The organism is Indibacter alkaliphilus LW1, from assembly GCF_000295935.2.
In the GTDB taxonomy this organism is placed as follows: Bacteria; Bacteroidota; Bacteroidia; order Cytophagales; family Cyclobacteriaceae; genus Indibacter; species Indibacter alkaliphilus.
On record NZ_ALWO02000027.1, the window covers coordinates 14,011 to 38,557 of the forward strand.

Annotated in this window: 13 protein-coding genes; 7 read left to right on the forward strand and 6 right to left on the reverse strand. The window is 40.4% G+C overall.

Annotation, left to right across the window (positions count from 1 at the left end; translation table 11 throughout):
- Positions 1–176 precede the first annotated feature (176 nt).
- From A33Q_RS07315 to A33Q_RS07335, 5 genes are read left to right on the forward strand one after another with little or no spacing between them, the layout of a single operon-like run.
- On the forward strand, positions 177–1,385 hold the full coding sequence (locus tag A33Q_RS07315; protein WP_009036306.1) for a glycoside hydrolase family 53 protein: 1,209 nt from the start codon (positions 177–179) through the stop codon (positions 1,383–1,385).
- Positions 1,382–3,973 carry a glycoside hydrolase 5 family protein gene (locus A33Q_RS07320; protein ID WP_009036305.1) on the forward strand — a complete coding sequence of 864 codons (2,592 nt, stop codon included), beginning with the start codon at positions 1,382–1,384 and terminating at the stop codon, positions 3,971–3,973. The genes A33Q_RS07315 and A33Q_RS07320 overlap by 4 nt, the downstream gene beginning before the upstream one ends.
- A 47-nt stretch (positions 3,974–4,020) precedes the next feature.
- Positions 4,021–6,966, forward strand: a complete 2,946-nt coding sequence (locus A33Q_RS07325; protein WP_009036304.1) for a SusC/RagA family TonB-linked outer membrane protein — start codon at positions 4,021–4,023, stop codon at positions 6,964–6,966.
- Positions 6,967–7,000: 34 nt separating this feature from the next.
- On the forward strand, positions 7,001–8,614 hold the full coding sequence (locus A33Q_RS07330; protein ID WP_009036303.1) for a RagB/SusD family nutrient uptake outer membrane protein: 1,614 nt from the start codon (positions 7,001–7,003) through the stop codon (positions 8,612–8,614).
- Between the two features lie 15 nt (positions 8,615–8,629).
- The gene (locus A33Q_RS07335) at positions 8,630–9,667 is read left to right on the forward strand and encodes a SusE domain-containing protein (RefSeq protein ID WP_009036302.1); all 1,038 of its coding nucleotides are present in this window, start codon (positions 8,630–8,632) and stop codon (positions 9,665–9,667) included.
- A 240-nt stretch (positions 9,668–9,907) separates the two neighbouring features.
- On the opposite strand, the gene A33Q_RS07340 is transcribed toward A33Q_RS07335, so the two are convergent.
- The 6 genes from A33Q_RS07340 to A33Q_RS07365 all read right to left on the reverse strand — a co-directional run bounded on the left by A33Q_RS07340 (position 9,908) and on the right by A33Q_RS07365 (position 19,854).
- Positions 9,908–11,302 carry an alpha-amylase family glycosyl hydrolase gene (locus A33Q_RS07340; protein ID WP_160169343.1) on the reverse strand — a complete coding sequence of 465 codons (1,395 nt, stop codon included), beginning with the start codon at positions 11,300–11,302 and terminating at the stop codon, positions 9,908–9,910.
- Between the two features lie 356 nt (positions 11,303–11,658).
- Positions 11,659–12,684: a LacI family DNA-binding transcriptional regulator gene (locus tag A33Q_RS07345; RefSeq protein WP_009036300.1), complete on the reverse strand. Its 1,026-nt coding sequence runs from the start codon at positions 12,682–12,684 to the stop codon at positions 11,659–11,661.
- Positions 12,671–13,465, reverse strand: coding sequence for a gluconate 5-dehydrogenase (locus tag A33Q_RS07350; protein WP_009036299.1), 795 nt, complete (start codon positions 13,463–13,465; stop codon positions 12,671–12,673). The genes A33Q_RS07345 and A33Q_RS07350 overlap by 14 nt, the downstream gene beginning before the upstream one ends.
- Positions 13,462–14,298 (reverse strand): 5-dehydro-4-deoxy-D-glucuronate isomerase, encoded by an 837-nt coding sequence (gene kduI, locus A33Q_RS07355; protein ID WP_009036298.1) that lies wholly within the window; start codon positions 14,296–14,298, stop codon positions 13,462–13,464. Before kduI ends, A33Q_RS07350 begins: the two co-directional genes overlap by 4 nt.
- Positions 14,299–14,564: 266 nt before the next feature.
- The gene (locus tag A33Q_RS07360; RefSeq protein ID WP_016254866.1) at positions 14,565–15,809 is read right to left on the reverse strand and encodes a DUF2264 domain-containing protein; all 1,245 of its coding nucleotides are present in this window, start codon (positions 15,807–15,809) and stop codon (positions 14,565–14,567) included.
- Positions 15,802–19,854, reverse strand: a complete 4,053-nt coding sequence (locus A33Q_RS07365; protein ID WP_016254867.1) for a hybrid sensor histidine kinase/response regulator transcription factor — start codon at positions 19,852–19,854, stop codon at positions 15,802–15,804. The genes A33Q_RS07360 and A33Q_RS07365 overlap by 8 nt, the downstream gene beginning before the upstream one ends.
- Before the next feature lie 297 nt (positions 19,855–20,151).
- Between A33Q_RS07365 and A33Q_RS07370 the strand changes: the two genes are divergently transcribed.
- On the forward strand, positions 20,152–21,369 hold the full coding sequence (locus tag A33Q_RS07370) for a glycoside hydrolase family 88 protein (protein WP_009036269.1): 1,218 nt from the start codon (positions 20,152–20,154) through the stop codon (positions 21,367–21,369).
- 37 nt (positions 21,370–21,406) lie between these two features.
- A complete protein-coding gene (locus tag A33Q_RS07375; RefSeq protein ID WP_009036270.1) occupies positions 21,407–24,544 on the forward strand; it encodes a SusC/RagA family TonB-linked outer membrane protein in 3,138 nt (1,045 codons plus the stop codon).
- Positions 24,545–24,547: the final 3 nt, after the last annotated feature.

Below are 24,547 nucleotides of genomic sequence, written 5' to 3' on the forward strand. Positions count from 1 at the left end.
TCCAAGGTTAATAATAAGTCTTTTGAAGTGAAAAATCAGCATTTTTTTTAGCTGTGAATGATTTGTGTCATTATCTGTACGATTTGAATCGATGCTTGGTCTCAATAAAAAGTACTTTTGAGTATCTACTTTCCAAGACTATTGTCAGGAAAGCAAACCCAAAATACCCAAACCCAATGACCGGAATAAAAAAGACTTTTTATTTTGTTCTTTTTGTTGCAATGCTGTGCATGGCATGTGATCAAGATACTGGACAAACTCCTGAAGTGGAGGAACCGCATGATCAGGAAGTGGATTTTTTATTTGGCGCAGATCTTTCCTATCTCAACCAAATCCTGGATCACGGAGGAATTTACAGTGTAGGTGGAGAACAACAGGACCCCTACAGGATATTTGCTGAAGCCGGAACACAATTGGCCAGGTTTAGAATTTGGCATAATCCACTATGGACAGCTGAAATTTATGGAAGGGAAACACCTCTATATAATGACTTAGAGGATGTCGAATCGTCCATAGGTAAGGCAAAATCTGAAGGAATGGAAATTCTCCTTGATTTTCACTATTCAGATGTTTGGGCTGATCCTGGAAGACAGGAAATTCCAGCAGCATGGAGGGAAATAGAAAGTCTTGAAGTACTACAGGACTCCATTTATCAATATACCTACAAGACCTTGAAATATCTAGGATCAAAAGGCCTTTTCCCTGAATATGTTCAGATAGGTAATGAAACCAACTGTGGTATGTTCTTTACCGATGCACCGGAGAATTTCCCGAAGCTGAACGTCTGTGAGGGGAACTGGCAGAATTTTAAATCAGTAGCAAAAGCTGCTGTAAATGCAGTTCATGATGCTGCCGGTCATTCCGAAATCAAAGTTATTTTTCATGTGGCCGATCCCGAAAATCTGGACTGGTGGTTTGAAAATTTTACCGGATCGCCCAATGAAGTGGATTTTGATATTATTGGCTTTTCCTATTATCCCTTATGGCATACCGCGATTTCCCTCACCCAGTTGGAAAGTGCTGTTTCCCGTATCAAATCAAGATTCGCTAAGGATATAATGATGCTGGAAACCGCCTATCCGTGGACTTTGGAAGGTAACGATGACTATACTAATATTTTTGGGGGACAAGCTCCTCTTCCCGGCTTTCCTTATACCATTGAGGGACAAAGAGAAATCATGGTTAGTATGTCCGAAAGTATGATCAATGCAGGTGGTTTGGGTATCATCTATTGGGAGCCAGGATGGATATCTTCTGATATGAAAGATTTATGGGGAACAGGTTCTTCCTGGGAAAACTGTGCTTTTTTTGACTTTGAAGGAAATCTCCATGAAGGAGCTGATTATGTGAACTTGTTGAATAATAAATATAAAATCAATCCATGAATGATATTAAGAAGATAGTACCCATATTCTTTTTCTTACCTGCTTTGCTGTTTCAGGTTCTGCCGGGGTATTCCCAAAACCAGAATAGAATGGAGGACATTGTGCGGATAAGTGATGAGGGACTTCTTGTCTGGGAAAGTGATGGCCTGGAAGCTTCCTTCTTTGGAGTCAACTATTCCTCTCCCTTTGCTTATGGATACAGGGCCTTGACCAGGAAACAAATTAACATTGAAGAAAGTATCACCGCAGATGTTTATCATATGGCAAGGCTTGGTTTTTCAGCCTTCCGGATTCATGTTTGGGATACTGAAATTTCCGATGTCAAGGGGAACTTACTAGAGAATGAACACCTTCGCCTTTTTGATTTTCTATTGGCAGAATTAAAGAAAAGAAATATAAAGGCTATCATCACACCCATAGCATTTTGGGGTAACGGCTACCCTGAACCTAACTATGAAACTCCTGGATTTTCACATTATTATGGAAGATCCCGTCTGACCACAGATCAGGAAGCCATCAAGGCCCAAGAAAACTATTTAAAGCAGTTTTTGAACCATGTCAACCCTTATACCGGAATAGCCTACAAAGATGATCCCGCAATAATTGCTGTGGAAATCAACAATGAGCCAGCCCATAGTGGTTCAGCAGAAGGTGTTGCTTCCTACATCAACAGCCTATATCTTGCCGTCAAAGAGGCCGGTTTTGTTAAGCCGATTTTTTATAACATTGCTCAGAATCCTTCTTATGCTAATGCTGTGGCCAGATCCAAAGCTGATGGCTTTAGCTTTCAGTGGTATCCGTCCGGATTGGTTTCAGGTAGGACATTAAAGGAAAATTACCTTCATCATGTTAATGCCTACACCATTCCATTTGACTCTATTCCGGAATTTTCAGGCAAGCCACTTATGGTTTATGAATTTGATGCAGCCGATATAATGGGGCCTTATTTGTACCCTGCAATGGCCAGGAGTTTCAGGGAAGCTGGCTTCCAATGGGCAACCCAATTTGCCTATGACCCTATGCATATAGCCAATGACAATACGGAATATCAAACACATTACCTAAATCTGCTCTATACCCCTGCTAAGGCCATTAGCATGATGATAGCCGCGAAAGTATTTACACAGACTGGAATTAGGGAAAGTTTTGGGGACTACCCTGATAACAATAAGTTTGGAAACGCATCTGTAAGCTTTGAAGAAAACAGCAGTGAGTGGATATCTGATGAAGAATTTATATATACAGGCCATACCCAAAGTGTGGCCCCAAAGCCTGAGCAATTGAAGAAGATTGCAGGTACAGGATCATCCCACCTTGTCAGGTACCATGGATCTGGAGCTTACTTTCTGGATAAATTGGGAAGTGGCGCCTGGAGATTGGAGGTTTACCCTGATGCCATTCTGATAAGAGATCCCTTTGCAAGAACTTCTCCCGAAAGGGATGTAGCAGTTCTCAAATGGGATACCCATGAAATGCAATTGTCTATTGAGGAGCTAGGGCTAGATTTTCAGGTCTTACCTTTAAATGAGGGGAACAGTTTTAGCACCGAAGTCGAGGGTGGGAGGTTTAATATTAAACCGGGAACCTATTTGCTCTTAGCTCAAGGTGAAAATTTTGAATTTGAAGAAAATACCAAAATAGGAAATATTGAAATCAAGGAATTCAAAGCCCTGGATCCTGACTTTCAAAAAGTATATGTCTTCCATCAAGCACCTATAGAGGTTCTTGATTCTAGGGATCTCGATATCAAAGCCATTGTTTTTTCTAATGATCCTATGGAGGTGGTTTTGGAATATAGAAATGGACAGGGCAGGATAATGGAAACTAAAATGGAGCATGATAATGGGTATAAATATGTTGCCATGGTCAACAAAGATCAGTTTCCTTCAGGGATCTTTGAGTATAGGATTAAAGTGGAAACAGCTAATGATACCCTGATATACCCAGGAGCTGTTTCAAAACCTGATCTGGAATGGTACTCTGAAATACCTGAACCGTACAAGGTTTTTGTTTCTTCGGAAGAAGCAGATGTATTGCTTTTTGACCCAGCACATCACAAGGGTTTTCAATACCATCCTAATTATGATCCGGGGTTTGCAACTGCCTTATCAGCAGGACAAAGAACAGGAGATCTTTTGCTGGGGCTACAGGTGAAAAATCCCTCCAAAAATGATCTTATAGCAGTCCAACATTCTATCAAAGAAAGCCTTGACAACAGAGCCCCTGTTGCATCCCGGTTTGCGAAAATAATCGTGGAAGCTAAGGTGGAAGGAAAGGAAAGCAAAACCATTGAAATTGGCTTGACTGATTCTGAAGGAAGGGCATATGTGGCTGAGGTGAATCTGTCAGGGGAGCTGGAGAAGCATGAGGTATCACTGGATGATCTCAAAGAAACAAAAGCAGTATTGTTGCCAAGGCCATTCCCCGGCTTTATGCCGCTTTATACCAAAGCTAGGATATCCGGGGGATCTTTGAATTGGGATAATATTGAAAAGCTACAGATAAAATTTGACCAGACTGAAGGAGAAATGGAAAGTAACGGTGCTTACCAGATAAAAATAGGTAAGATTTGGATTCAGCCAGACTGAAGTATGTATGGAATACAATCATTACAATAACCTAAAATATACAAAATATGCGTAAAGACTTTACTGCCATCAAAATTGCAGTAATCATGCTACTGACGCTGTTTGCTCAGCAACTGAGTGCACAGCAGAGGACAGTGACAGGTAAGGTGTTTGACAGTGACTCAGGGGAAGAAATGCCCTTTGTAAATGTAACTGTTAAAGGAACTGACATAGGCGTGATTACAGACATTGACGGGGCTTTTTCCATCAATGTAAATTCATCTGAAGACATCCTCGTATTCACCTTTATAGGGTACGGGAGAAGGGAGGCTAGGGTAGGTAACCAATCGGACATTACAGTTAACATGGATCCGGAAACTGCCCAGCTGAATGAAATTGTTGTAATTGGCTACGGTACGCAAAGGAAATCCGATATTACTGGGTCTGTGGGTTCAGTGACACGTGAAGATTTCAATGTGGGACAGGTTACTAATGCCGAACAGCTCATAACAGGAAAAATTGCCGGGGTGCAGATTACTCCCAATTCCGGAGCTCCGGGAGCTGGGGGTAGGATAAGGATTCGGGGCGGCTCCTCTCTAAATGCCAATAACGATCCATTGATTGTCATTGATGGGGTACCGCTTGACAATTCTTCAGTGGCCGGTGCAGCAAATCCATTAAGTTTTCTCAACCCAAATGACATTGAAACTTTTGATGTTCTGAAAGATGCCTCTGCAACGGCTATTTACGGTTCAAGGGCTTCCAATGGCGTGATTTTGATCACTACAAGAAAAGGGAAAAAAGGTCAGGACCTCAGTCTTAATGTGAGTTCTCTGGTATCGGTTTCCCAAATTGCCAACAACATAGATGTCCTCAATGCTGATCAATATAGGGATGCGGTAGCTGCACAGGCTTCCCCTTCCCAACAAGCTTTGATCGGCTCTGAAAGTAGCAACTGGCAGGATGTAATCTTTAGGGATGCGATAAGTATTGACAATAATGTAAGCTTGAGTGGTTCCATTAACAATATCCCGTACAGACTCTCTGTAGGAAACCTGGAACAGAACGGGGTGCTAAGAAGAGATAACCTAAACAGGACAACGGCAGCCCTAAGCTTGACACCCTCATTGCTAGATGATAGGTTGAAGATCAACTTTAATGTCAGAGGTACATATTCCTACAGCCAATTTGCTGATCAGGGAGCTATAGGGGCAGCTGCAATTTTTGACCCAACACAGCCCATTTATGATCCTGAAGGTTTTGGAGGGTATTGGGAATGGTTAAATGAAGATGGCTCCCCTCAGACCTTGGCTCCAAGAAATCCACTTGGTTTGCTGGAGCAAAGGGATGACAGAGGTGAAGTAAAAAGAAGTATAGGAAACCTACAACTGGATTATGCCCTGCCATTTATTGATGGATTGCGGGCCAACTTGAACCTTGGATATGACATTAGTCAAAGTGAGGGAAGGGTAGTCATACCATCTTCATCCGCAGCAGGTGTAAATGAAGGCGGTTCGCTCTTGGACTATGCTCAAAATAAGAGAAACCTACTGGCAGATTTCTACTTGAACTATGTGAAAGACCTTGGGAGCGCAGGTAGACTCGATGCAACTGCAGGGTATTCATGGCAGGATTTCCTGATCGAAAACCCGGCATTCCCAAGAATAAATGAAGCAGGCACAGTACTTGAACCGGCTGGAGTGGAAACCAGACCCCAATATAGGCTTATTTCATTCTTTGGAAGGGTTAACTATAGCCTCAAAGATAGGTATCTCCTCACCGCGACACTAAGGACAGATGGATCTTCAAGATTCAGCCAGGAAAACAGATGGGGAGTTTTTCCATCCGTGGCAGCAGCATGGAGGGTAAGTGAGGAAGATTTTCTTATCAACAACAACGCCATCACAGACCTGAAGTTAAGGTTGGGATATGGAGTGACAGGTCAGCAGGACATTGGCTCTTTTTTCCCTTTCCTTCCCAGATATACCTTCAGTGATGATGCGGCAAGGTACAGGTTTGGGAATAACTTCTTCAACACATTAAGGCCAGAAGGGTATGATAGAAACATCAAATGGGAAGAGACCGTAACCTACAATGCCGGATTGGATTATGAATTTTTTAATGGAAAGTTTTATGGTAGCCTGGATTATTATTACCGGGTGACCAATGACCTTCTTGCCGTCATACCTGTTCCTGCAGGCACCAACCTTACCAATCAGCTTTTCACGAATGTAGGGAACATAGAAAGCTATGGTTTTGAAGCAGGTCTGACGTATAATGTCGTCCGTACAAATGAACTTAATTGGGATATAGGTGCCAACTTCACCTACAACAGGGTGAATATCCTCAGCCTGAGTAATGTGGAAGAGGATGCAGTTGGGATTCTTGTTGGTTCAATAGGAGGAGGAACCGGCAACACGATCCAGGTACAGACAGTAGGCTTTCAGCCCAATTCATTTTATGTATGGGAGCAGGTATATGGAACAGATGGTGCTCCTCTGGAAAATGTATATGTGGATCAAAATGGGGACGGAATAGTCAATGAACAGGATCTCATCAGAAGGGGATTCCCTGATCCAAGGTATTTTTTCGGGTTCAATTCCCAGCTTAGATACAGGAATTGGGATTTTGGATTTGTGCTAAGAGGCAATATAGGTCAGACAGTATACAATAATGTCAGATCTGCGAATGGTGCCTATCAAAGCCTAAGATTCCCTGATTATCTGATCAATATGACTTCGGATGTTTTGGAAACGAATTTTCAAAACTACAGGCTGAGATCCAGCCACTACCTTGAAGACGCCTCGTTTTTGAGAATGGAAAACATCAGCGTCGGGTATAACTTCGGAAATGTCTTCGCTTCAAGGGTCAACCTTCAGGTGAATGCCACGGTACAGAATGCCTTTGTGATTACTGGGTATTCGGGAATAGATCCGGAAATTCCGGGAGGGATAGACAATAATTTCTACCCTTTTCCTAGGATATTCTCTTTCGGAGTAAACTTTGGTTTTTGATTTAAACATGAAATCTAATTTGAATTAAAGATTCATGAAAAAGACAGAAAAAATGAAAAATAAATTTATCAAAAAGACAGCAATACTTCTGGTGACCATATTCGGCATCGGAGGATGTACAGATCTTGACCTTGAACCTTTCGGAGAGTTTACCTCAGTTCAGGTTTATCAGGATTTTGATAACTACATACAGGTATTGGCCAAGATGTATGCAGGGCTTGCAACCAGTGGACAATCGGGCCCTGATGGACGTGGGGATATAGGTGGACAGGATGAAGGAGCATCTACTTATTTAAGGGCTTTTTGGAAGTTGCAGGAATTGCCTACCGATGAAGCCATAATATCCTGGAACGATGAAGGGCTTCCTACTTTGAATACCCTTACCTTCTCTTCAGACAATGGCTTTATTGCTGCCATGTATTATAGGATTTTCTATCAGATTACCTTGGCCAATGAGTTTATCAGGGAGCTAAGTGATGAGAACCTTGATAGCAGAGGTATTTCTGAGGCCAACCAGCAGACAGCAAGACTGTACAGAGAGGAAGCCAGGTTTTTAAGGGCATTGAGCTATTACCATGCTTTGGATTTATTTGGCAATGTGCCATTCGTCACGGAGCAGGATGCCGTTGGATCCTTCTTTCCTGAGCAGATCAATAGGCAAGACCTGTTTTCTTACATTGAATCTGAACTGTTGGATGTCATACCCAACCTAGTGCCGGCCGGACAGAATGAGTATGCAAGAGCAGATCAGGCTGCGGCAAGAATGCTTTTGGCAAAAATGTACCTCAATGCAGAAGTATATACAGGCCAGCAAAGGTATTCTGAGGTAATTGCCCAGCTAAATGAAGTGTTAAATGCTGGATACTCACTAGAGCCGGATTACAACCACCTTTTCTTTGCAGATAATGATCAGTCTCCTGAGATCATTTTCCCCATATCATTTGATCAGGCAAGTACCATGTCTTGGGGTGGAGCAACTTTCCTGGTCAATGCAGCCATAGGAGGGACCATGCGAAACTTTTACAGCTTTGGTGTTCCAGGGGGGTGGCAGGGAATGCGGACAAGACCGGAAATCGTAAGGCTTTATCCAGGAACAGATGGTACCCCAGATGCCAGAGGTTGGTTTCATACTGATGAACAACAGATTGATATTGTTTCCATCAGCACATTTCAGGATGGGTACGGAGTCCTTAAATTCAGAAATATAACCAGAGACACGGAAGACAGGCCTGACGGTCCGGTAAGTGACCATGTCAGTGTGGACTTTCCATTATTCCGATTGGCAGATGCTTATCTCATGTATGCCGAAGCGGTTCTCCGTGGAGGCTCAGGAGGCACCGAATCACAGGCACTCGATTATATCAATGCTTTAAGAGAAAGAGCTTACGGGAATTCAGAGGGAAATATCTCTTCAGGTGACCTTAACCTTGATTTTATCTTAGATGAAAGGGCCAGAGAACTGAAATGGGAAGCTACTAGAAGAACGGATTTGATCCGTTATGGCAGGTTTACAGGTGGAGCCTATATATGGCAGTGGAAAGGTGGAGTCTTTGAAGGTACATCTGTTCCTGAATTCAGAGACCTTTATCCACTACCACAGGCAGACCTGATAGCAAATCCAACATTACAACAGAATCCAGGATATTAACAAATGGGAAATCTTATGAAAAATCTTAATATATTATTCTTACTTCTATTGGGAGCTGTAGCAGTATGGAGCTGTACAGAAGAAGAAAGGACAGTTATCTCAGATAATCCAGGTATCCCGGTTTTGAATAGTCCGGCATCAGGGCAATCAATTGTATTGTCGGAAGAAACAGGTTCCCAGGATCTGGTATTTAGTTTTGATCCAGCAGATTTCGGGTATTCCGCAGCAGTGAGCTATACCGTTCAGTTAGCTGAATCAGGCACTTCGTTCCAAAATCCTCTGGACGTGGGCACCTCCAATGGTTCGGATATAAGTATTTCTGAAGCCTCCCTGAACCAAAGGTTGATAGGAAGAGGATATGACCCTGATGAAAGTATTCAGATGGATGTCAGGGTTCGTGCCAGCGTCGGAGATGCTGTAGAGCCTGTATTTTCTTCGGTATCCAATATTTCAGTTACACCATATTCCGAAGCATTGGTATTTGCCAAAATGTTTGTGCCAGGTGATTATCAAGGTTGGTCTCCCGAGAATGAAAATACCGTGATCTATTCAGTAAATAATGATAATATCTTTGAAGGTTATGTGCATATCCTGGGAGGTTCGGGAGCTTTCAAAGTGACTGAAGAGCCCAACTGGGATATAAATTATGGTGGGGCAAACGGTACTCTGGAAAGAGACGGTCCTGACTTTGTGATTTCAGAACCTTTCGGAACATTTAGGTTAAAGGTTGACCTGAACAGCCTTACCTATGAAATCGGAACAAGAAGAAGGTGGGGAATAATAGGTGACGCTACTCCATTGGGATGGGACGGAGATACTCCTATGGATTTTGATTCTGATGAAAACGTGCTGACTATTACCATTGATCTGGTTGAAGGTAATTTTAAATTCAGAGCAGGAGACTGGGCCTTCAATTATGGAGATACCGGTCTGGATGGTATACTGGACCCGGATGGTGCTGACATTCCCATATCCGAAGATGGAAATTATACCATTACTATGGATTGGAAGGTACCAGGAGAGATCAGCTATGAAGTAGTGAAAAATGACTGATTTGCCTAAAGGAAGAAGTTTGGAAATTTCTGATGTGGCAAGAAAATCATAGACTTGGTTTGTTGAAGTGAACAGGTGGCTAAAGAGGGATATTTAAAAGGATCGTTTTCTTTCATTTACCTTTCTTGGCCTCCTGTCACTTATTTTCACTAAAAATTTTTTTGCTAAAAATATGATAGATGCGAATGTCAGATGTTCCAAATGTTACTTCCGGAATTTTGTTTTTGGATACATTCAGATTTAATCAAGGCTGGATTTAAAGATCTTAAATTCAAACCCTGAAAGTTCCAGTGCTTCATTCCCAAAAGACCCATCATCTCCATAAATTGTAGTCCAGTCCATTTGGCTGATTTCTTCTGGTATTAGGAAGTTGGAATTCCTGTCCCTTAAATTGAATACAAGAAAAAACACATCTTCTCCAAGGGTTCTGGTGAAAGATATTACGTCTTCACTTTCAGAAAGGCGCTTTAATTCACCTTTCCTCAATGCCGGATTTTGGTTTCTAAGCCTGTTGATCTCAGAATACTTCTCAAAAACATCTGGATTGATTGACCAATCTATGGTGTAAGTCTTTGGGAAGAAAAATGGAATTTGATCAGGGACATCAATTTCCTGCCCATTGTACATCATTGGTATACCGCCCATAAAAACCGTAGTTGCATATGCAGTTAATGCACCTTTACTCCCTCCGAAAATTTCCAATGGAGTGGCATCCCATCCATTGTCATCATGGTTGGTAGTAAATCGTAGAAAGTGCGCACCTTCCCTAAGGTTACTGTAATCTTCATTATGCGCTTGGAAAATACCATTGGCCGACCTTTCTTCGGTGAATACGTTTTTCAATCTGTGGTAAAAGTTCCAGCCGAAAATCATATCAAAGTCTGCATTGAATAAGCTTTTTTCAGCTCCTTCAGCAAACATTATGATCTCACGGTCTGGAATTGATCTTAAACTGCTGATCGCTTCCGTCCAAAAATCCACAGGTACACCATCAGCATAATCACACCTATACCCATCGATATTTGCTTCGAGTACCCAATATTCCATCACCTTTTTCATTTCTTCTCTTAATGATGGATTAGTGTAATCCAGCTGGGCAACATCAGTCCAGTTTTGGGGGAATTTGATTTCACCTTGTTCAGTCTGTTCATACCAGGACCTGTTTTTAGTAATCCAAGGATTATCCCATGAAGTATGGTTGGCTACCAGGTCCATAATTACTGCCATGTCCCTGCTGTGGGCTTCCTGAACCAACTTCCTCAAGTCTTCTAAGGTCCCGTATGCAGGGTTGATCCCATAGAAGTCTTTAATGGAATAGGGGGATCCGATACCTCTTTCTTCTCCGATTGGATGTATGGGCATTAGCCAAACTACATTTACTCCCAAAGCCTTGATTTCATCCAGCCTTTCGGTGACCCCGTTCAGGTTTCCCTGAGAACTAAAAACCAATGGATTGACTTCATACATGATAATGTCTTCCGTCTCAGGTACGTTCTGAAATGGTGTTCCGTATTGGGAAGAAACCTGTTCAATTGGATCTTCAATTTCTAGTAGGTCTCTATCTTGTTGACATGAAACATGACAAAAGACAAATAAACAAAAAAGTAAAAGGGAGAAGCGATTCATCTTTTTCATGGTTGAAAGGGCTTTTTGGTAACCGCTTCCTTTTTCAATGAGGAAGAAAAGAAAAAAATTGTGTTTATGGGGTGGATCAATTTTACTTTTTCCTTCAATACTGTGATCTAAAATACAGAGGCCTTCAAGGTTGTTGGTCCGAAAATTTTCGATGTCAAGGATGGGTAGTAACTTGCTTTTTTGGTTTGACTTGTCCATCTACAAATCTACACATTCTGGAATGGAGTAGAGTAGGGGTGAAGATATTCTTTCGGTCTTTAGTTAATATAAAGCAGTTGAAAATAGTTAGAAATGGGAATATGAAAAGTGCAGCCAAAGTTGTTTTTTTGGAGTCAAGCTTTTCGAACATTGGAAACTCACTTTTTTTGAGAGGATCCTCTTATGATTAATTGTGGTGAAAGGATGGTCTTTTGGGGAGTGAAATCAGACTTGTCTGCGTTTAATTGATCAAAAAAGGCTTTAGCTGTGATTCTGCCCATGGAAATACTGGTCTGATCTACTGATGAAAGTGGTGGGTCTGTGTAGGAGGTGAAAGGTTCATTGCTGAAACCTACCAATGCGACTTCTTCAGGAATGTTTATTTCATTTTCTTTCAATACCTGCATAGCACCCATCGCGCCGTAATCACTGGAGGAAAATACGGCATCAGGCCTCTGCTTTAATGCAAGTAATTGCTCCATACATATTCTCCCATCTTCTAACTGAAGGTCACTTTCAATAATCAGTTCTTCTTGAATATCGATTCCTGCATCTCTTAAAGCATCAGTGTATCCCCGCAACCTATCTTTATAGATGCTTATCTTATTGACACTGGTAAAGTGAGCAATCCTTTTGCAACCTTGTTCTATTAGATGTTTTACGGCCTGATATGCTCCCTGGTAATCATCTATAAGGACTTGGCTCACCTTCAGTTCAGGGTTTCCTCTGTCAAAAAGTATCAAAGGAATTCCCTTTTCAATTACTTTTCGGTAATGATCAAAAACCAAGGTCTTTTTACCGGTAGATGCTATAATTCCATCAACTCTTGCACTGAAAAGGGCATCAATAGTTTCTTCTTCTTTTTTCGGATCATCATAGGACTGACTGATAATAACCCTATAATTATGCTGTATTGCGACTTCTTCTATTCCCCTTACAACTGTGGAAAAGAAAGCCCTGTTTGCAGTTGGTACAATTACCCCAATAAGTTTGCTTTTTCCACTCCTTAATGCAGAGGCGATGTTATTGGGCTGATAGTTGAGCTCAAATGCCATTTTTTTTACAGCCTCCTTTGTAGCTTTACTGATTCTGGGATGGTCATTTAATGCCCTGGAAACAGTCGCAGCAGTTGTATTTAGTCTTTTGGCTATATCCTGAATGGTAGTTTTATCATTTCTTGTCATTTTCAAGTGGCTTTCCGATCGTGGCCAATATACCACCATCTACATAGATTATTTGTCCATTGATGAAATCACTAGCCTTTGAAGATAAAAAAACCGTTGTTCCGGCCAGGTCTTCGGGATCCCCCCACTTTCCCGCCGGGGTTCTTTGGATGATGAATTCATTGAGTGGATTACCATCTACGCGGATTGGAGCTGTCTGCTCTGTGGCAAAATAGCCAGGACCGATACCGTTTACCTGAATGTTATATTTTGCCCATTCTGTGGCAAGATTTCGGGTAAGCATTTTTAAACCGCCTTTTGCAGCAGCATATGCAGATACAGTGTCTCTTCCCAATTCACTCATCATTGAGCAGATATTGATTATTTTTCCGCCTCCTCTTTCAACCATTGTTTTGGCTACTCTCTTAGACATGATAAACGGAGACACCAGATCCACATCAACAACTTGTCTGAATTCTGAAATATCCATCTCAAGGGCAGGGACTCTTTTGATCATCCCGGCATTATTTACAAGAATATCAATAGGTCCAATTGTATTTTCAATTTCAGTTATGGATTGATCTACTTCGGTTTCGTTGGTGACATTAAATAGGAATCCCTTAGTATTTATTCCATTGTCCTGATAAGTCTTTAAAGCCTTTTCCATCTTGGAGGGCGTGTGGCCATTCACAATCAAGGTAGCCCCATTTTTGGCAAGAGCACTTGCCATAGCCATACCTAGTCCATGCGTTGCGCCGGTTACCAGAGCTACCTTTCCACTGAGGTCGAATAAATTTTTCATTTGAGGTCTTTTGGTTTGATGCTGTCCATGTCTCCGTAGTCAAGATTTTCTCCGGCCATGCCCCAGATAAAGGTATAGTTTGAGGTCCCAACGCCGCTGTGTATAGACCATGGAGGAGAAATCACAGCCTGTTCACCTTGCAGCCAGATATGCCTTGTTTCTTGTGGTTGTCCCATAAAATGGCAAACAGTCTGTCCTTCTTCAAGATCAAAGTAAAAATAGGCTTCCATTCTCCTGTCGTGGGTATGTGCAGGCATGGTGTTCCACACGGAGCCTGGATGCAATTCAGTCATTCCCATTTGTAGCTGGCAAGTTGTAACTACAGAATTGACTAGGAGTTTATATATTGTTCTTTTATTGGCATTTTCCATGCTTCCAAGCTCTACCACCTCAGCATCTTCTTTAGTCACTTTTTTTGTAGGATAACTACAGTGTGCAGGTGCTGAATTGAAATATAGTTTTGTTTCCCCTTCTTCATTGGGTAGAAATTTGACTTCCTGGATTCCTCTTCCAATATAAAGAGCCTCTTTTGGCAGTAAAGTATACAACTCACTGTCCACCATGATATTTGCTTTCCACTTCCCCACATTTATCAGACCTATTTCTCTTCTCTCCAGAAAGACTTCACTTTTTAACTGCTCAAAGGTTTCCAGTATTAAAGTTTTGTGTTTGAGTTGTATGCCACCGATTATCAGCCTGTCTTCGAGTGAATAAACCAGCTTTATTTGCTCAGGCTCGAAAAGGTTTTCAATTAAGAAATGCTCTCGTAACTCTTCGGTTCCATAATTCTTTACATCATTCGGATGTGTTGAGTACCTAGTATAATTATTCATAATGTAATCGTTTGCACAATATTAATTATATTTAATACGAAAAGAAAGTATAATTAAAGATAATGATTCTAATATCTACTTTAATCAAATTATTTGCTCTTATATAAATTATCTAATCTTGCGCAATCAATTGCGCAATTGATACATTTTCTACCTGATTTAGTCCGGTGAGTTTGGGTTCTGGAATGTTTTCATAGACTTTTTATCTGCAAACCTGACTTCTCTCGATACAAAGGGAATTCGATTTTTAAACCAATATCGAAGAATCAAAGCTTAAGCGCTTTGTCTTTTGGAATTTCCTTACCCGACCAAGCTTTTTTTGAAGACCATTCTTGAGCAGGGTTTTTCCAAAAGAGATGCTTTTCGGGAAGTCCCAAAGGAAGAAATCCAGTTGAACACAAGTACAAGCTTCCAGTGCAAATATACTCGTCTCCCATATCTGGTTGGTGGCCACAGAACCCAATTTTCAACCAACCTTCTGCGTCAAAAGTACCTTCTGCTTCAAATTGACGGTATAAGACAGCTGATAGAGCTCCTTTGACTTGGCCTAAAAAATCATCAGGAAGATAATTACGGAGGACAGCATCTGCCAAGGTCTGAAAAGCTCCTATTCTGTATATGATTGATCTTCCCAAAGGAGGATAAGTTCCTTCCGGTGATATGAATCTTTCTTGTTGAAATGCATGTCGGGTCATAATTTTTACTGCCTGGTTATAGTCATTTTCATATGCTGGGTTAACCTTTTTCGCTGTTTCCAATACCTGCACTAACATTGATTGAATGACATAGCCGTTGTAATAGTCTAAGTGAAATTCCTGTCCGTCACCATACCAGCCGTCACCCAAGTACCATTCTTGGTGTTTTTTGATGGCAAAATCCATTCTCATCAAGTCTCCTTGTTCTCCTATTTCAAACAAAAAGGCATCAATCATTGCTCCAAATAATAGCCAATTATTATACCATGGCTTAATTTTGACTTTTAATTCCATCAATGCATCGATGAGTTGATTTTTAGCCTTAATGCTAAGGCTATCCCAGATTCTTCCTTTGCTCCTTAAAATTCCATGTACTAAAAATGCCGCATCTACCAAAGGCTGGGTACCGGAAGACCAATTCATGAAGTCTTTGGATTTTGGATCAGTTGCATTTTCAATTCCTAATGCCGTCTTTAATAAAATATCCTGTTGAATGGTTTTTTCATTGACAGGTAGATCTGTTAAAGCCATCCAGGGTCCTATACCGGCCAAGGTTCTTCCAAAAGCCTCAAGATGGGCGAATTCCCTTCGGTCTCCATATACATTGGAGGGTGTTTCAACAGGCATTTTTCTCTTTAGATTTCTCTCTGCAAGATTGTTAAGGACAGGGGTGCAAATTCTCAGCATCATTTCTAACCAATATGATCTGCTAACAGACTCTTTCTGTGCCTCCTGAGTGATGTTAAACTGTCCGGCGTGAATCTTAGGTAAGGCTAAAACTGCCGGGCTTGCTTTTAAAAAAGTTCTCCTATTCATTGAATTCATCTTTGTTTTTTGACTGGAAGTATTGTGAAGGGCTTACTCCAAAATAGTTTTTGAAACACTGACTGAAATACCTTGCAGTGCTGAAACCGCTTTGGTTGGCGATGTCGGCAATACTCTTGTTGGGCTGTTTGAGAATTAGCTTGGCCGCTTTGTTCAATTTGATGTCAAGGATAAAGTCATTGGGTGTTTTGTTTGTTGTGGATTTCAATGTTGCATAAAACTTTGTTCTGCTCATACCAAGCTCCTGGGCCATTACATCGACATTGAAGTTTTCATTGGGGATGTTTTCCTCGACAATTCTCTTTGCTTTGCTTATAAATTGAGAATCTTCCTTGGATAATGAAGCCTGTTTGATTTTCAATTTCTTTTTTTCTTTTAGGTTGTCATGGACAAGTTTTCTGTTGTTGAGAATGTTAAAGATTTTTGTTTTCAGGACTTTTGGGTTGACAGGCTTGGCCATATAGTCGTCAGCTCCATGTTCTAGGCCTTCTATCCGCATCTCTGTTTCGATTTTTGCAGTTAGAAGGATTACAGGAATGTGTGCAGTTTGTACATTCCGTTTAAGTTTGTCAAGCATTTGAGTACCTGTCATGATAGGCATTATAATGTCGCTTATGATCAAGTCAGGTTGCAACTGAATTGCTTTTTCAAAGCCGTCCAGACCATTGGAGGCTTCAATAATATAAAAATATTCATATAGAAAACTCCGGATATGCATTCTGAAATCATCGCTGTCATCTATTAGAAGTATTGTTGGTGCATTCTTTAAAATGCTGGGGCCATTATCCGGATGTAATCTTGTATTAGAAACTAATGGAAGAGCTTTCTTTACATATAATCCCGGATGATCATCCACAAGTTGCTTGGATTCAAAATGACTTTTCCCTTTATGAAGTTTGATATGAAAAGTAGAGCCCATTCCCCTTGTACTTTCCACCCATATTTTTCCGTGGTGGGCATCAATAATGCCTTTGGATAGTGCGAGACCTATGCCTGTACCATAAATTTTGTCTTTTTTATGAATATTCTCTATCTGGTAAAAACGATCAAAAATTTTGTTGGCATCCTGTTCAGGAATACCTTGCCCATTATCCATTATTTTTAACTCAATGTGAGTCTGGAATTCTTTTAATTCTAAAGAAATCTCTCCGTCCCTCTCAGGTATATGCTTGAAGGAATTTGATAGTAGATTGAACAGGACTTTTTCAAGTTGTTCCGGGTCAAAAGTGAGGTAAATACTTTTTCCAGGGATTTTCAATGTGTAACTGATATGTTTGTCCTCAGCTATTTTTTCATAAGATTTAAAGATTGTTTGTAGGAATTCACTGAAATTGTTGTCATACGCCTTGATATTAAAATGGCCATTTTCCATTTTTCTAAAATCCAGCAGTTCCTTTGCAAGTTTCTTTAATCTATCAGAGCTTTTATGTGCAATCTGGATCCTGTTGAATACTGAGTCTGGCAAACGCTTTTTGTCCATCAAACCTTCCAGAGTCCCCGTTATGATTGAAAGAGGCGTGATGAATTCATGAGAAACGTCCGTGAAAAATTCTAGTTTTTGGTTGTTAGCTTTAACCATTTGTTCTTTTGATTTCTTTTCCAGCTCCAATTGGTCCAATAACCTTGTACGGTACAAATAGATGTAATTAATCATGGCCATAAGGACAATTATTACCACTGCATATAGAAAATAGGCCAGATTAGTTTTGTAAAAGGGAGGCTCTACTATAAGTTTTAGGGATGTTTCCAAATAATTATCCTGATACTGAGGATCAATAGATCTCACCATAAAGCTATATGTCCCTGGGGATAGATTAGTATAGTAAGCTGTATTTTGGTTGTTGGATTCAACCCACTCCTCGTCAAAGCCCTTTAATTTATAGGCATATTTGTTCTTGAAAGATCTGAGATGATTTCCTGAAGTAAAGCTGATTGCCAAAGATGTATGGATTGGCTTCAGGTTGATCTTATCTACTATTGAGATGTCTTTTTCTAGGATTCCTCCAGGTTCAGGAAATAAGGCTTTGTTATTGACCAAAATTTCAGAAAAAAAAGGTTTTTCAATAGGGATTCTTTTTAGGCTGGACTTTTCGTCGAAGGATACAAGGCCTTCATTTCCCCCTACAAAAACCTGTGCCTGTGAAGTTAAAAACAGGGAAGACTGGTTGATTTCTGACAGCGGAAATCCTGTACTTTTGTCGAACTTGTAAAAGAGCTCTTTGCCAAAGTCAAACCTAAGTAATCCTTTGCTAGTGCCTATCCAGAAGTTATCAAAATTAGTCTCTTGGATCCCATGAATGATGTTGCTAGGCAGGTTATGACTAGCTTGGGTAAAAGACTTAAAGGAGTCTTTTGAAACATCATATACACTCAGTCCACCCCCATAAGTGCCAATCCAAATTCGGTTTTGACTGTCCTCGTATATTTTGAAAATATCATTGCTATGAATATTGGAATTATGCTTGAAATAATGTTTGATTTTTTTTTCAGATAAATCAGCTACAAAAATCCCGTCATTTTTAGTTCCGATCCAAACCTTTTTATCTTTTGTAACAAGGATGGTGTTACATCCAGGAGGGATTTTATTTTCAGAAACCCAACCCTCAAAGAAATCAATAAACTCCCCAGTACTGGGTAAAAAAAGTTTAACACCTCTTGATGTGGCTAATAGCAGATTTTGTTGAATTGGTTTGATGTCATTAATGGATAATCTAGAGAAAGCCTTATTTGGAATTTTGTCTAACGCTAAGGTTTGCGTATTCAGTTTGAACAATCCTCCCTCATGAGTGCCGATGTATAGCGTTTTGGACTTGTCTAACCAAAGAGACTTAATGTTTTTTCCATTGAAATCGGGATCATTAAACCATCCGTAATTTTTTAAGCGGTCTTCTTTTTTATCGTAAAATTCCAATCCATTTCCCTCTGTTGCAATCCAAAGGTTTTGTTCTTCATCTTCCAGAATTTCACCTAATACATATTTTCCATTTTGTTCACTGGCAATCCGTTTACCCTCAAAAGTCCTGTATAAATTTTGGGATTTATTAGTAAAATTTACACCGCCATAATAGGTAGCCACCCAAATGGAATTTTGATGGTCTTCAACAATATCCCAAACAGATTGATGTGAAAGAGCTTTTACATTGTCTGTTTTAGGGATATAAAGGTCGTTTCTGTTTTCAAGGGGGTTATAATTGTGTAGTCCTAAAAATGTTCCTATCCAAACCATGCCTGAAGAATCAATTTTAACTGATCTAACACTGTTATTGACCAATTTTAATGGGCCTTCGGCTTTTTCATGGAAATGCCTTACGATGTTCAAGTCTTCATCCAATTCAAATAAACCTTCAGAATAACTTGCTATCCAAATTGTCCTGTCTTTTTCATAGATACTATTGACATTTCCGATTTGGGGCAAATGTTTTTTTCGTATTTTCCCTGAAGCTTTTTCATAAATTACGACCCACTGTTTGAAAGTAGAGGTAAACAATCCTTCTTTGTTTTCATGAAATGCAGATATGTTCTGGTATTCTATTGGCAATAAATTATTGTCTCTTATTATTCCTGCCTTCTCGTCAATTTCTTTTAATCCATTATTTGTGGAAAGTATAATTTTATCATTGAAAGAGGTTAATGCGCTCACGCCAACGATGGGATATTGGGTGAATTTGAAGTTATGAAGATCAAGAGAGCTTATTCCAGAGGTTGTAAGCACCCAAAGTGTATTTTCTTTCTGAATAATATCTTTGACATGATGGCCAAGAAGAGAGTTTGGATTGACCTCTGAAGGTTGGAAAATTTTCACTTTTTGCCCATCATATAAATTCAATCCGTCCATAGTGCCTACCCAAATTCGATTAAAATGATCTACATGTAAGCACAACGTATTGCTTGAACTCAACCCATCTTCTACACTAATTTTTTGAAAAGCTAATCTGTCATCCTGACCGAAAAGGGATTTTATAGCGAAATTCCCAAATGTGAGAATAATGGTAATAGCTATAAAAGTAAACTGGCTTTTAAACTTGAGGAGCTTCATAGTGTGGGAAATGCAAATATTTTGTACACTGTCGTTTTAACCAAAATTGGTTTTATATGTAATGTGTTAAGCCAACGGTTTGCTTGTATTTGATGATGCAAAGTTAATCTTCTGCCGTAAACTGATTTCAAATTTCGTACTTTATTGTTCCAATATAATCCATAATTATTGCCCCGAAAAGGGACTTTTTAGGCTTTGTGACTCATTTTTTAACGCCTTACGTCTTCAGGACGATTTTGGATTTATTATGCTAAATAATATAAAATAGGGGAGTTGGGTCTCGATTAATTTAGCAACATGGAAGTAAAAAAAACAATTAAAAAATGGCCCAACTTTAAAGTTCTGTCTTTTTCACTTTTTATACTGATAATGACAGGTGCTTGGTTTGAGTTCAAAGTCCGGGCTCAGGTTCCTAAAGAAGATGTCATAAGGCATGCTTCAAATCAATACCAGCAGCTTACTAGGTGGGCAAAAGAGAACGGGAAAATTCCAAGGTCTGTAGAAAATGGGATAATTAGGCCAATTTACAAGGGTTTTGACTGGACGGCTGGTTTTTTTCCAGGGAGTCTTTGGTATTTGTATGAGTTGACAAGGGATGACAAATGGGCTGAAGATGCGAGATATTTCAAGGACATGCTGTCGGATATGAGGTTTTTCTCTGGCTCACATGACCTGGGTTTTATTTTTAACAATTCATATGGGCATGCTTACAGACTGCACAATAGGTCTGAAGATCTTGATGTTCTTTTGGATGCCGGGAATACACTTATTCAAAGGTTCAACCCTACTGTTGGGGCAATCCAGTCTTGGGATATTGACAGAGGATGGCAAAGTCAAAGAGGTTGGTCATTCCCGGTCATTATTGACAATATGATGAATCTTGAATTGCTGTTCCGCCTTTCAGAGTGGACTGGTGACTCCAAGTATGCTGAGGTGGCAATTGCGCATGCGAATACCACCATGGATAATTTTTTCAGAAACGATTATAGCTCCTACCATGTGGTAGACTTTGATCCAAGTACCGGAAAGCCACTTGCATTTCAGACTGCGCAGGGGTACTCAGATGATTCCAGCTGGGCCAGAGGGCAGGCATGGGGGCTATATGGCTTCATCTCTGTATATGCTTTTACTTTCGATAAAAAGTATCTTGAGCTCGCAGAGAAAATAGCTCAATATTACCTGAATCACACACATATTCCTGAAGATAATATTCCCCACTGGGACATGAGTCTTTATCCATCTTCGGAAGTACCAAGAGATGCTTCTGCCGCTGCTATTGTCGCATCCGCACTTTTTCAACTTGACAATTTCTCAACAATAGACTACAGAAAGAAGGCAGAAGAAATTCTAGAAAGCCTAAGTTCAGAAAAGTACTTGGCTGAAAATGGAGCTAATCACAATTTCCTTATTAAGCATTGTACAGGTAGTATACCGCATAATGAGGAGATCGATGTCCCACTAAATTATGCTGACTACTATTTTCTGGAAGCTCTCTACAGACATAAAAAACTTTGATTATAACCTAATTCAATAACAATAAACAAAACCTAAAATGATGAAACATTACTTCAAATTTCTTAGCTGGCTGGGCTTACTGGTCATGCTAGGCGTCTATTACCCAAGCGATCTCTCTGCTCAATCCGGAAGGACAGTGCAGGGGGTTGTTCGTGACAGCAATACCTCAGAAGGTATTCCAGGTGTAAATGTGATAGAAAAAGGAACCTCAAATGGAACTATCACTGATTTAGATGGGAGCTTTAGTCTTACAGTAAGTTCTGAAAATTCCACATTGGAAATAAGCTTTATCGGCTATACCAAAAGAGAGATTCTTGTGGGAAATCAGACTCAAATAAATGTCAATCTGGATGAAGATATGTCAGATTTAGGAGAGGTGGTTGTAGTCGGCTATGGAGTACAGCAAAAGGCTAACCTTACCGGTGCAGTGTCTACTGTAGGAAAGGAGCTTTTGGAAAACAGGCCAGTAGCCAACGTGGCAAATGCCCTGCAGGGTACGACACCTGGATTGAACATTACCAGAAGCTCGGGGCAACCAGGATCAGAGGGTATCAATATTCAGGTAAGGGGAGCAACTTCTGCAAATGGAAATGTCAACCCTTTGCTGATGGTAGATGGAGTCCCTGCACCGCTTTTCACTATGCAGACATTGAACCCTAATGATATTGAATCGGTAACGGTTCTTAAAGATGCAGCAGCAGCTGCCATCTATGGTGCACAGGCATCCGGAGGGGTTATTTTGGTCACTACCAAGGCCGGACAATCAGGTAAAACCGTTTTTGAGTACTCCAATATGATCGGAACAGAATGGGCTCTGAACATACCTGAACGTATGTCTCTACTTGAAGAAGCCCAGTTTTCTAATTTAGCCCGTGCTAATAGGGGGCTGGCACCTGAATATAACGACGAAGCTCTTCAGTATATTCGTGATGGGGTGGAATTTGTTGAAGATCCAAATGACCCTAACAGATGGATTACTTTTAACCAACAAAGTATCCGAAATCAGGTATTAAGGAGAAATTCCCCTATGCAGACTCATAATTTCAGCGCTAGGGGAGGGAATGATAGAACCGATTTTTTGGTTTCTTTAGGTTATTTCGAAAAGGCAGGTGTATTTAAACTTGGCCCGGATAGCTTTGATAGATACAATGTTAGGATTAATCTTGGTTCCCAGTTGACTAAACACATCCGTTTGGACTCAAGAGTAGCTTATTCAAGACACAATACTGAAGCCCCATCTGTCGGTGCAGGAGGCTACGGGTTGCTTCAACAGGTATATCAGGCAAGAACTAGGTTCCCTATTTTTATGCCAGATGGAAGACTTTTTGGTGGTGCAGGCACTTCAGGAAACAATGCTTATGCAATCCTTAGTCAGGGTGGATACGATAATACTACCAGAAATGATTTTGATGGAGTATTTACAGCTACTGCAAAAGATTTTGTCAAGGGTTTGCAAGTTAGGGCAATATATGGTCAACAATATAGAAATACAGCTCGCAACCGCTTTGCAAGAACGGTAGATCTTTGGAACAAGGGAGGCGACGATCCTGCCTTTATCCTCAATAATCCCAATGTGTATGAAATCACAAACCAGTTGTTGTTAAATACCAGCTTCCAGTTTTTGGTAGACTATGATCTCGAAATAAATGATAAAAATAAAATTCACTTTCTAGGTGGATATCAATATGAGGATTATAGGTTCACATCTCAATTTTCGCAGGCAAGAGATCTCATTAGCAATGATTTACCATCCCTAAACCTGAGTGATGAAAACTCAAGAATTACCAATGAGAGTATTAATACCTATGCAAACCAATCTTTTTTTGCCAGACTGAATTACAGCTATGCTGGTAAATACCTCTTGGAGGCAACTGTTAGAAGTGACGAAAGCTCAAGGTTGGCTCCGGGAATGAGAACTCAGGTTTTTCCATCAGCTTCCATTGGTTGGAATATTCATAGAGAGAACTTCCTTCAGGATAATTTAGGATTTCTTTCAGAATTGAAGCTTAGAGCATCTTGGGGTAGGCTTGGTAGTGCATTGGGAATTGGATTCTATGATTATTTGAGCCTATTGGCCCGAAACTCAAATTTAATTTTGGGAGCTCCAGGTCAGAGGGCCACCTATTTTTGGCAGAATGTAGTTCCTTCCAGCACCTTGTCATGGGAAAATATTGAAACGGTTAATTTCGGTACGGATTTAGGATTCTTTGACAATAAGCTTCAGGCTAGCTTTGATTACTATATTAAGCATAATAGAAATATGCTTACTCCTTTGCAGTTACCAGGGACTTTTGGTGTAGGTACACCTAGGGTGAACGAGGGTGTTTTGAAGTCATGGGGCTGGGAACTTGAATTAAGGTACAGGGACAAAATAGGGGAGAATTTTAACTATAATGTAGCTCTAAACCTTTCTGACAATCAAAACATTTTGATGGAATTTGCAGGAAGAAATGTGGTAGGGCTGGGATTAAATAATATAGTAGAAGGCTACCCATTGGGGACAATCTGGGGCTATCAGACTGCTCCGGGTTACTTCAGTACTATCGAAGAAGTTCAGAATGCCCCTTTTCAGGATAATAATACAGGTGTAGGTGATATCCGGTACATCAATCAGGATGGGGATGAAAGAATAACTCCTGGAAGGGGAACCACTGAAGATCCGGGAGATATGGTACTTTTGGGAACGAATCAGGAGAGACTGCTTTTTGGTATCAATTTGTCTGCAAACTACAAGAATTTTGATTTTGTGGTGTTTTTCCAAGGTGTAGGTAGAAGAAGCTTCCTTCCTACTAGGGATATGCTGGCCCCAATGATGCAAGGTTGGTTTATGCCTATGGCGCATCACAGTGATTATTGGACTCCTGAAAATCCCAATGCGGCTTTTCCTAGACCCTTTTTGAATGGGTTCCACAACTACCTTCCTTCTGACAGGTGGGTTCTTGATGGTAGTTATATCAGGCTGAAGAACATTCAGGTCGGTTACTCATTTTCTCCCTCACTACTTAAAAGAGCAAATATCAATCGTGCGAGAATATTTGTATCAGGTCAGGATATCTGGACCAGAACAAGCATGGGGGTATTTAATGGTGTCTTTGACCCTGAAAACAATAACAATGTCAGAGCAGATTATCCATTCTTTGGCACCGTTGCAGGAGGTATCAATCTGACTTTCTAAGTG

Excerpts from the sequence above, each read along its gene's own strand:
- A33Q_RS07315 (WP_009036306.1), top strand. The coding sequence starts at position 177 with ATGACCGGAATAAAAAAGACTTTTTATTTTGTTCTTTTTGTTGCAATG.
- A33Q_RS07320 (WP_009036305.1), top strand. The coding sequence starts at position 1,382 with ATGAATGATATTAAGAAGATAGTACCCATATTCTTTTTCTTACCTGCT.
- A33Q_RS07325 (WP_009036304.1), top strand. The coding sequence starts at position 4,021 with ATGCGTAAAGACTTTACTGCCATCAAAATTGCAGTAATCATGCTACTG.
- A33Q_RS07330 (WP_009036303.1), top strand. The coding sequence starts at position 7,001 with ATGAAAAAGACAGAAAAAATGAAAAATAAATTTATCAAAAAGACAGCA.
- A33Q_RS07335 (WP_009036302.1), top strand. The coding sequence starts at position 8,630 with ATGAAAAATCTTAATATATTATTCTTACTTCTATTGGGAGCTGTAGCA.
- A33Q_RS07340 (WP_160169343.1), bottom strand. The coding sequence starts at position 11,302 with ATGAAAAAGATGAATCGCTTCTCCCTTTTACTTTTTTGTTTATTTGTC.
- A33Q_RS07345 (WP_009036300.1), bottom strand. The coding sequence starts at position 12,684 with ATGACAAGAAATGATAAAACTACCATTCAGGATATAGCCAAAAGACTA.
- A33Q_RS07350 (WP_009036299.1), bottom strand. The coding sequence starts at position 13,465 with ATGAAAAATTTATTCGACCTCAGTGGAAAGGTAGCTCTGGTAACCGGC.
- kduI (WP_009036298.1), bottom strand. The coding sequence starts at position 14,298 with ATGAATAATTATACTAGGTACTCAACACATCCGAATGATGTAAAGAAT.
- A33Q_RS07360 (WP_016254866.1), bottom strand. The coding sequence starts at position 15,809 with ATGAATAGGAGAACTTTTTTAAAAGCAAGCCCGGCAGTTTTAGCCTTA.
- A33Q_RS07365 (WP_016254867.1), bottom strand. The coding sequence starts at position 19,854 with ATGAAGCTCCTCAAGTTTAAAAGCCAGTTTACTTTTATAGCTATTACC.
- A33Q_RS07370 (WP_009036269.1), top strand. The coding sequence starts at position 20,152 with ATGGAAGTAAAAAAAACAATTAAAAAATGGCCCAACTTTAAAGTTCTG.
- A33Q_RS07375 (WP_009036270.1), top strand. The coding sequence starts at position 21,407 with ATGATGAAACATTACTTCAAATTTCTTAGCTGGCTGGGCTTACTGGTC.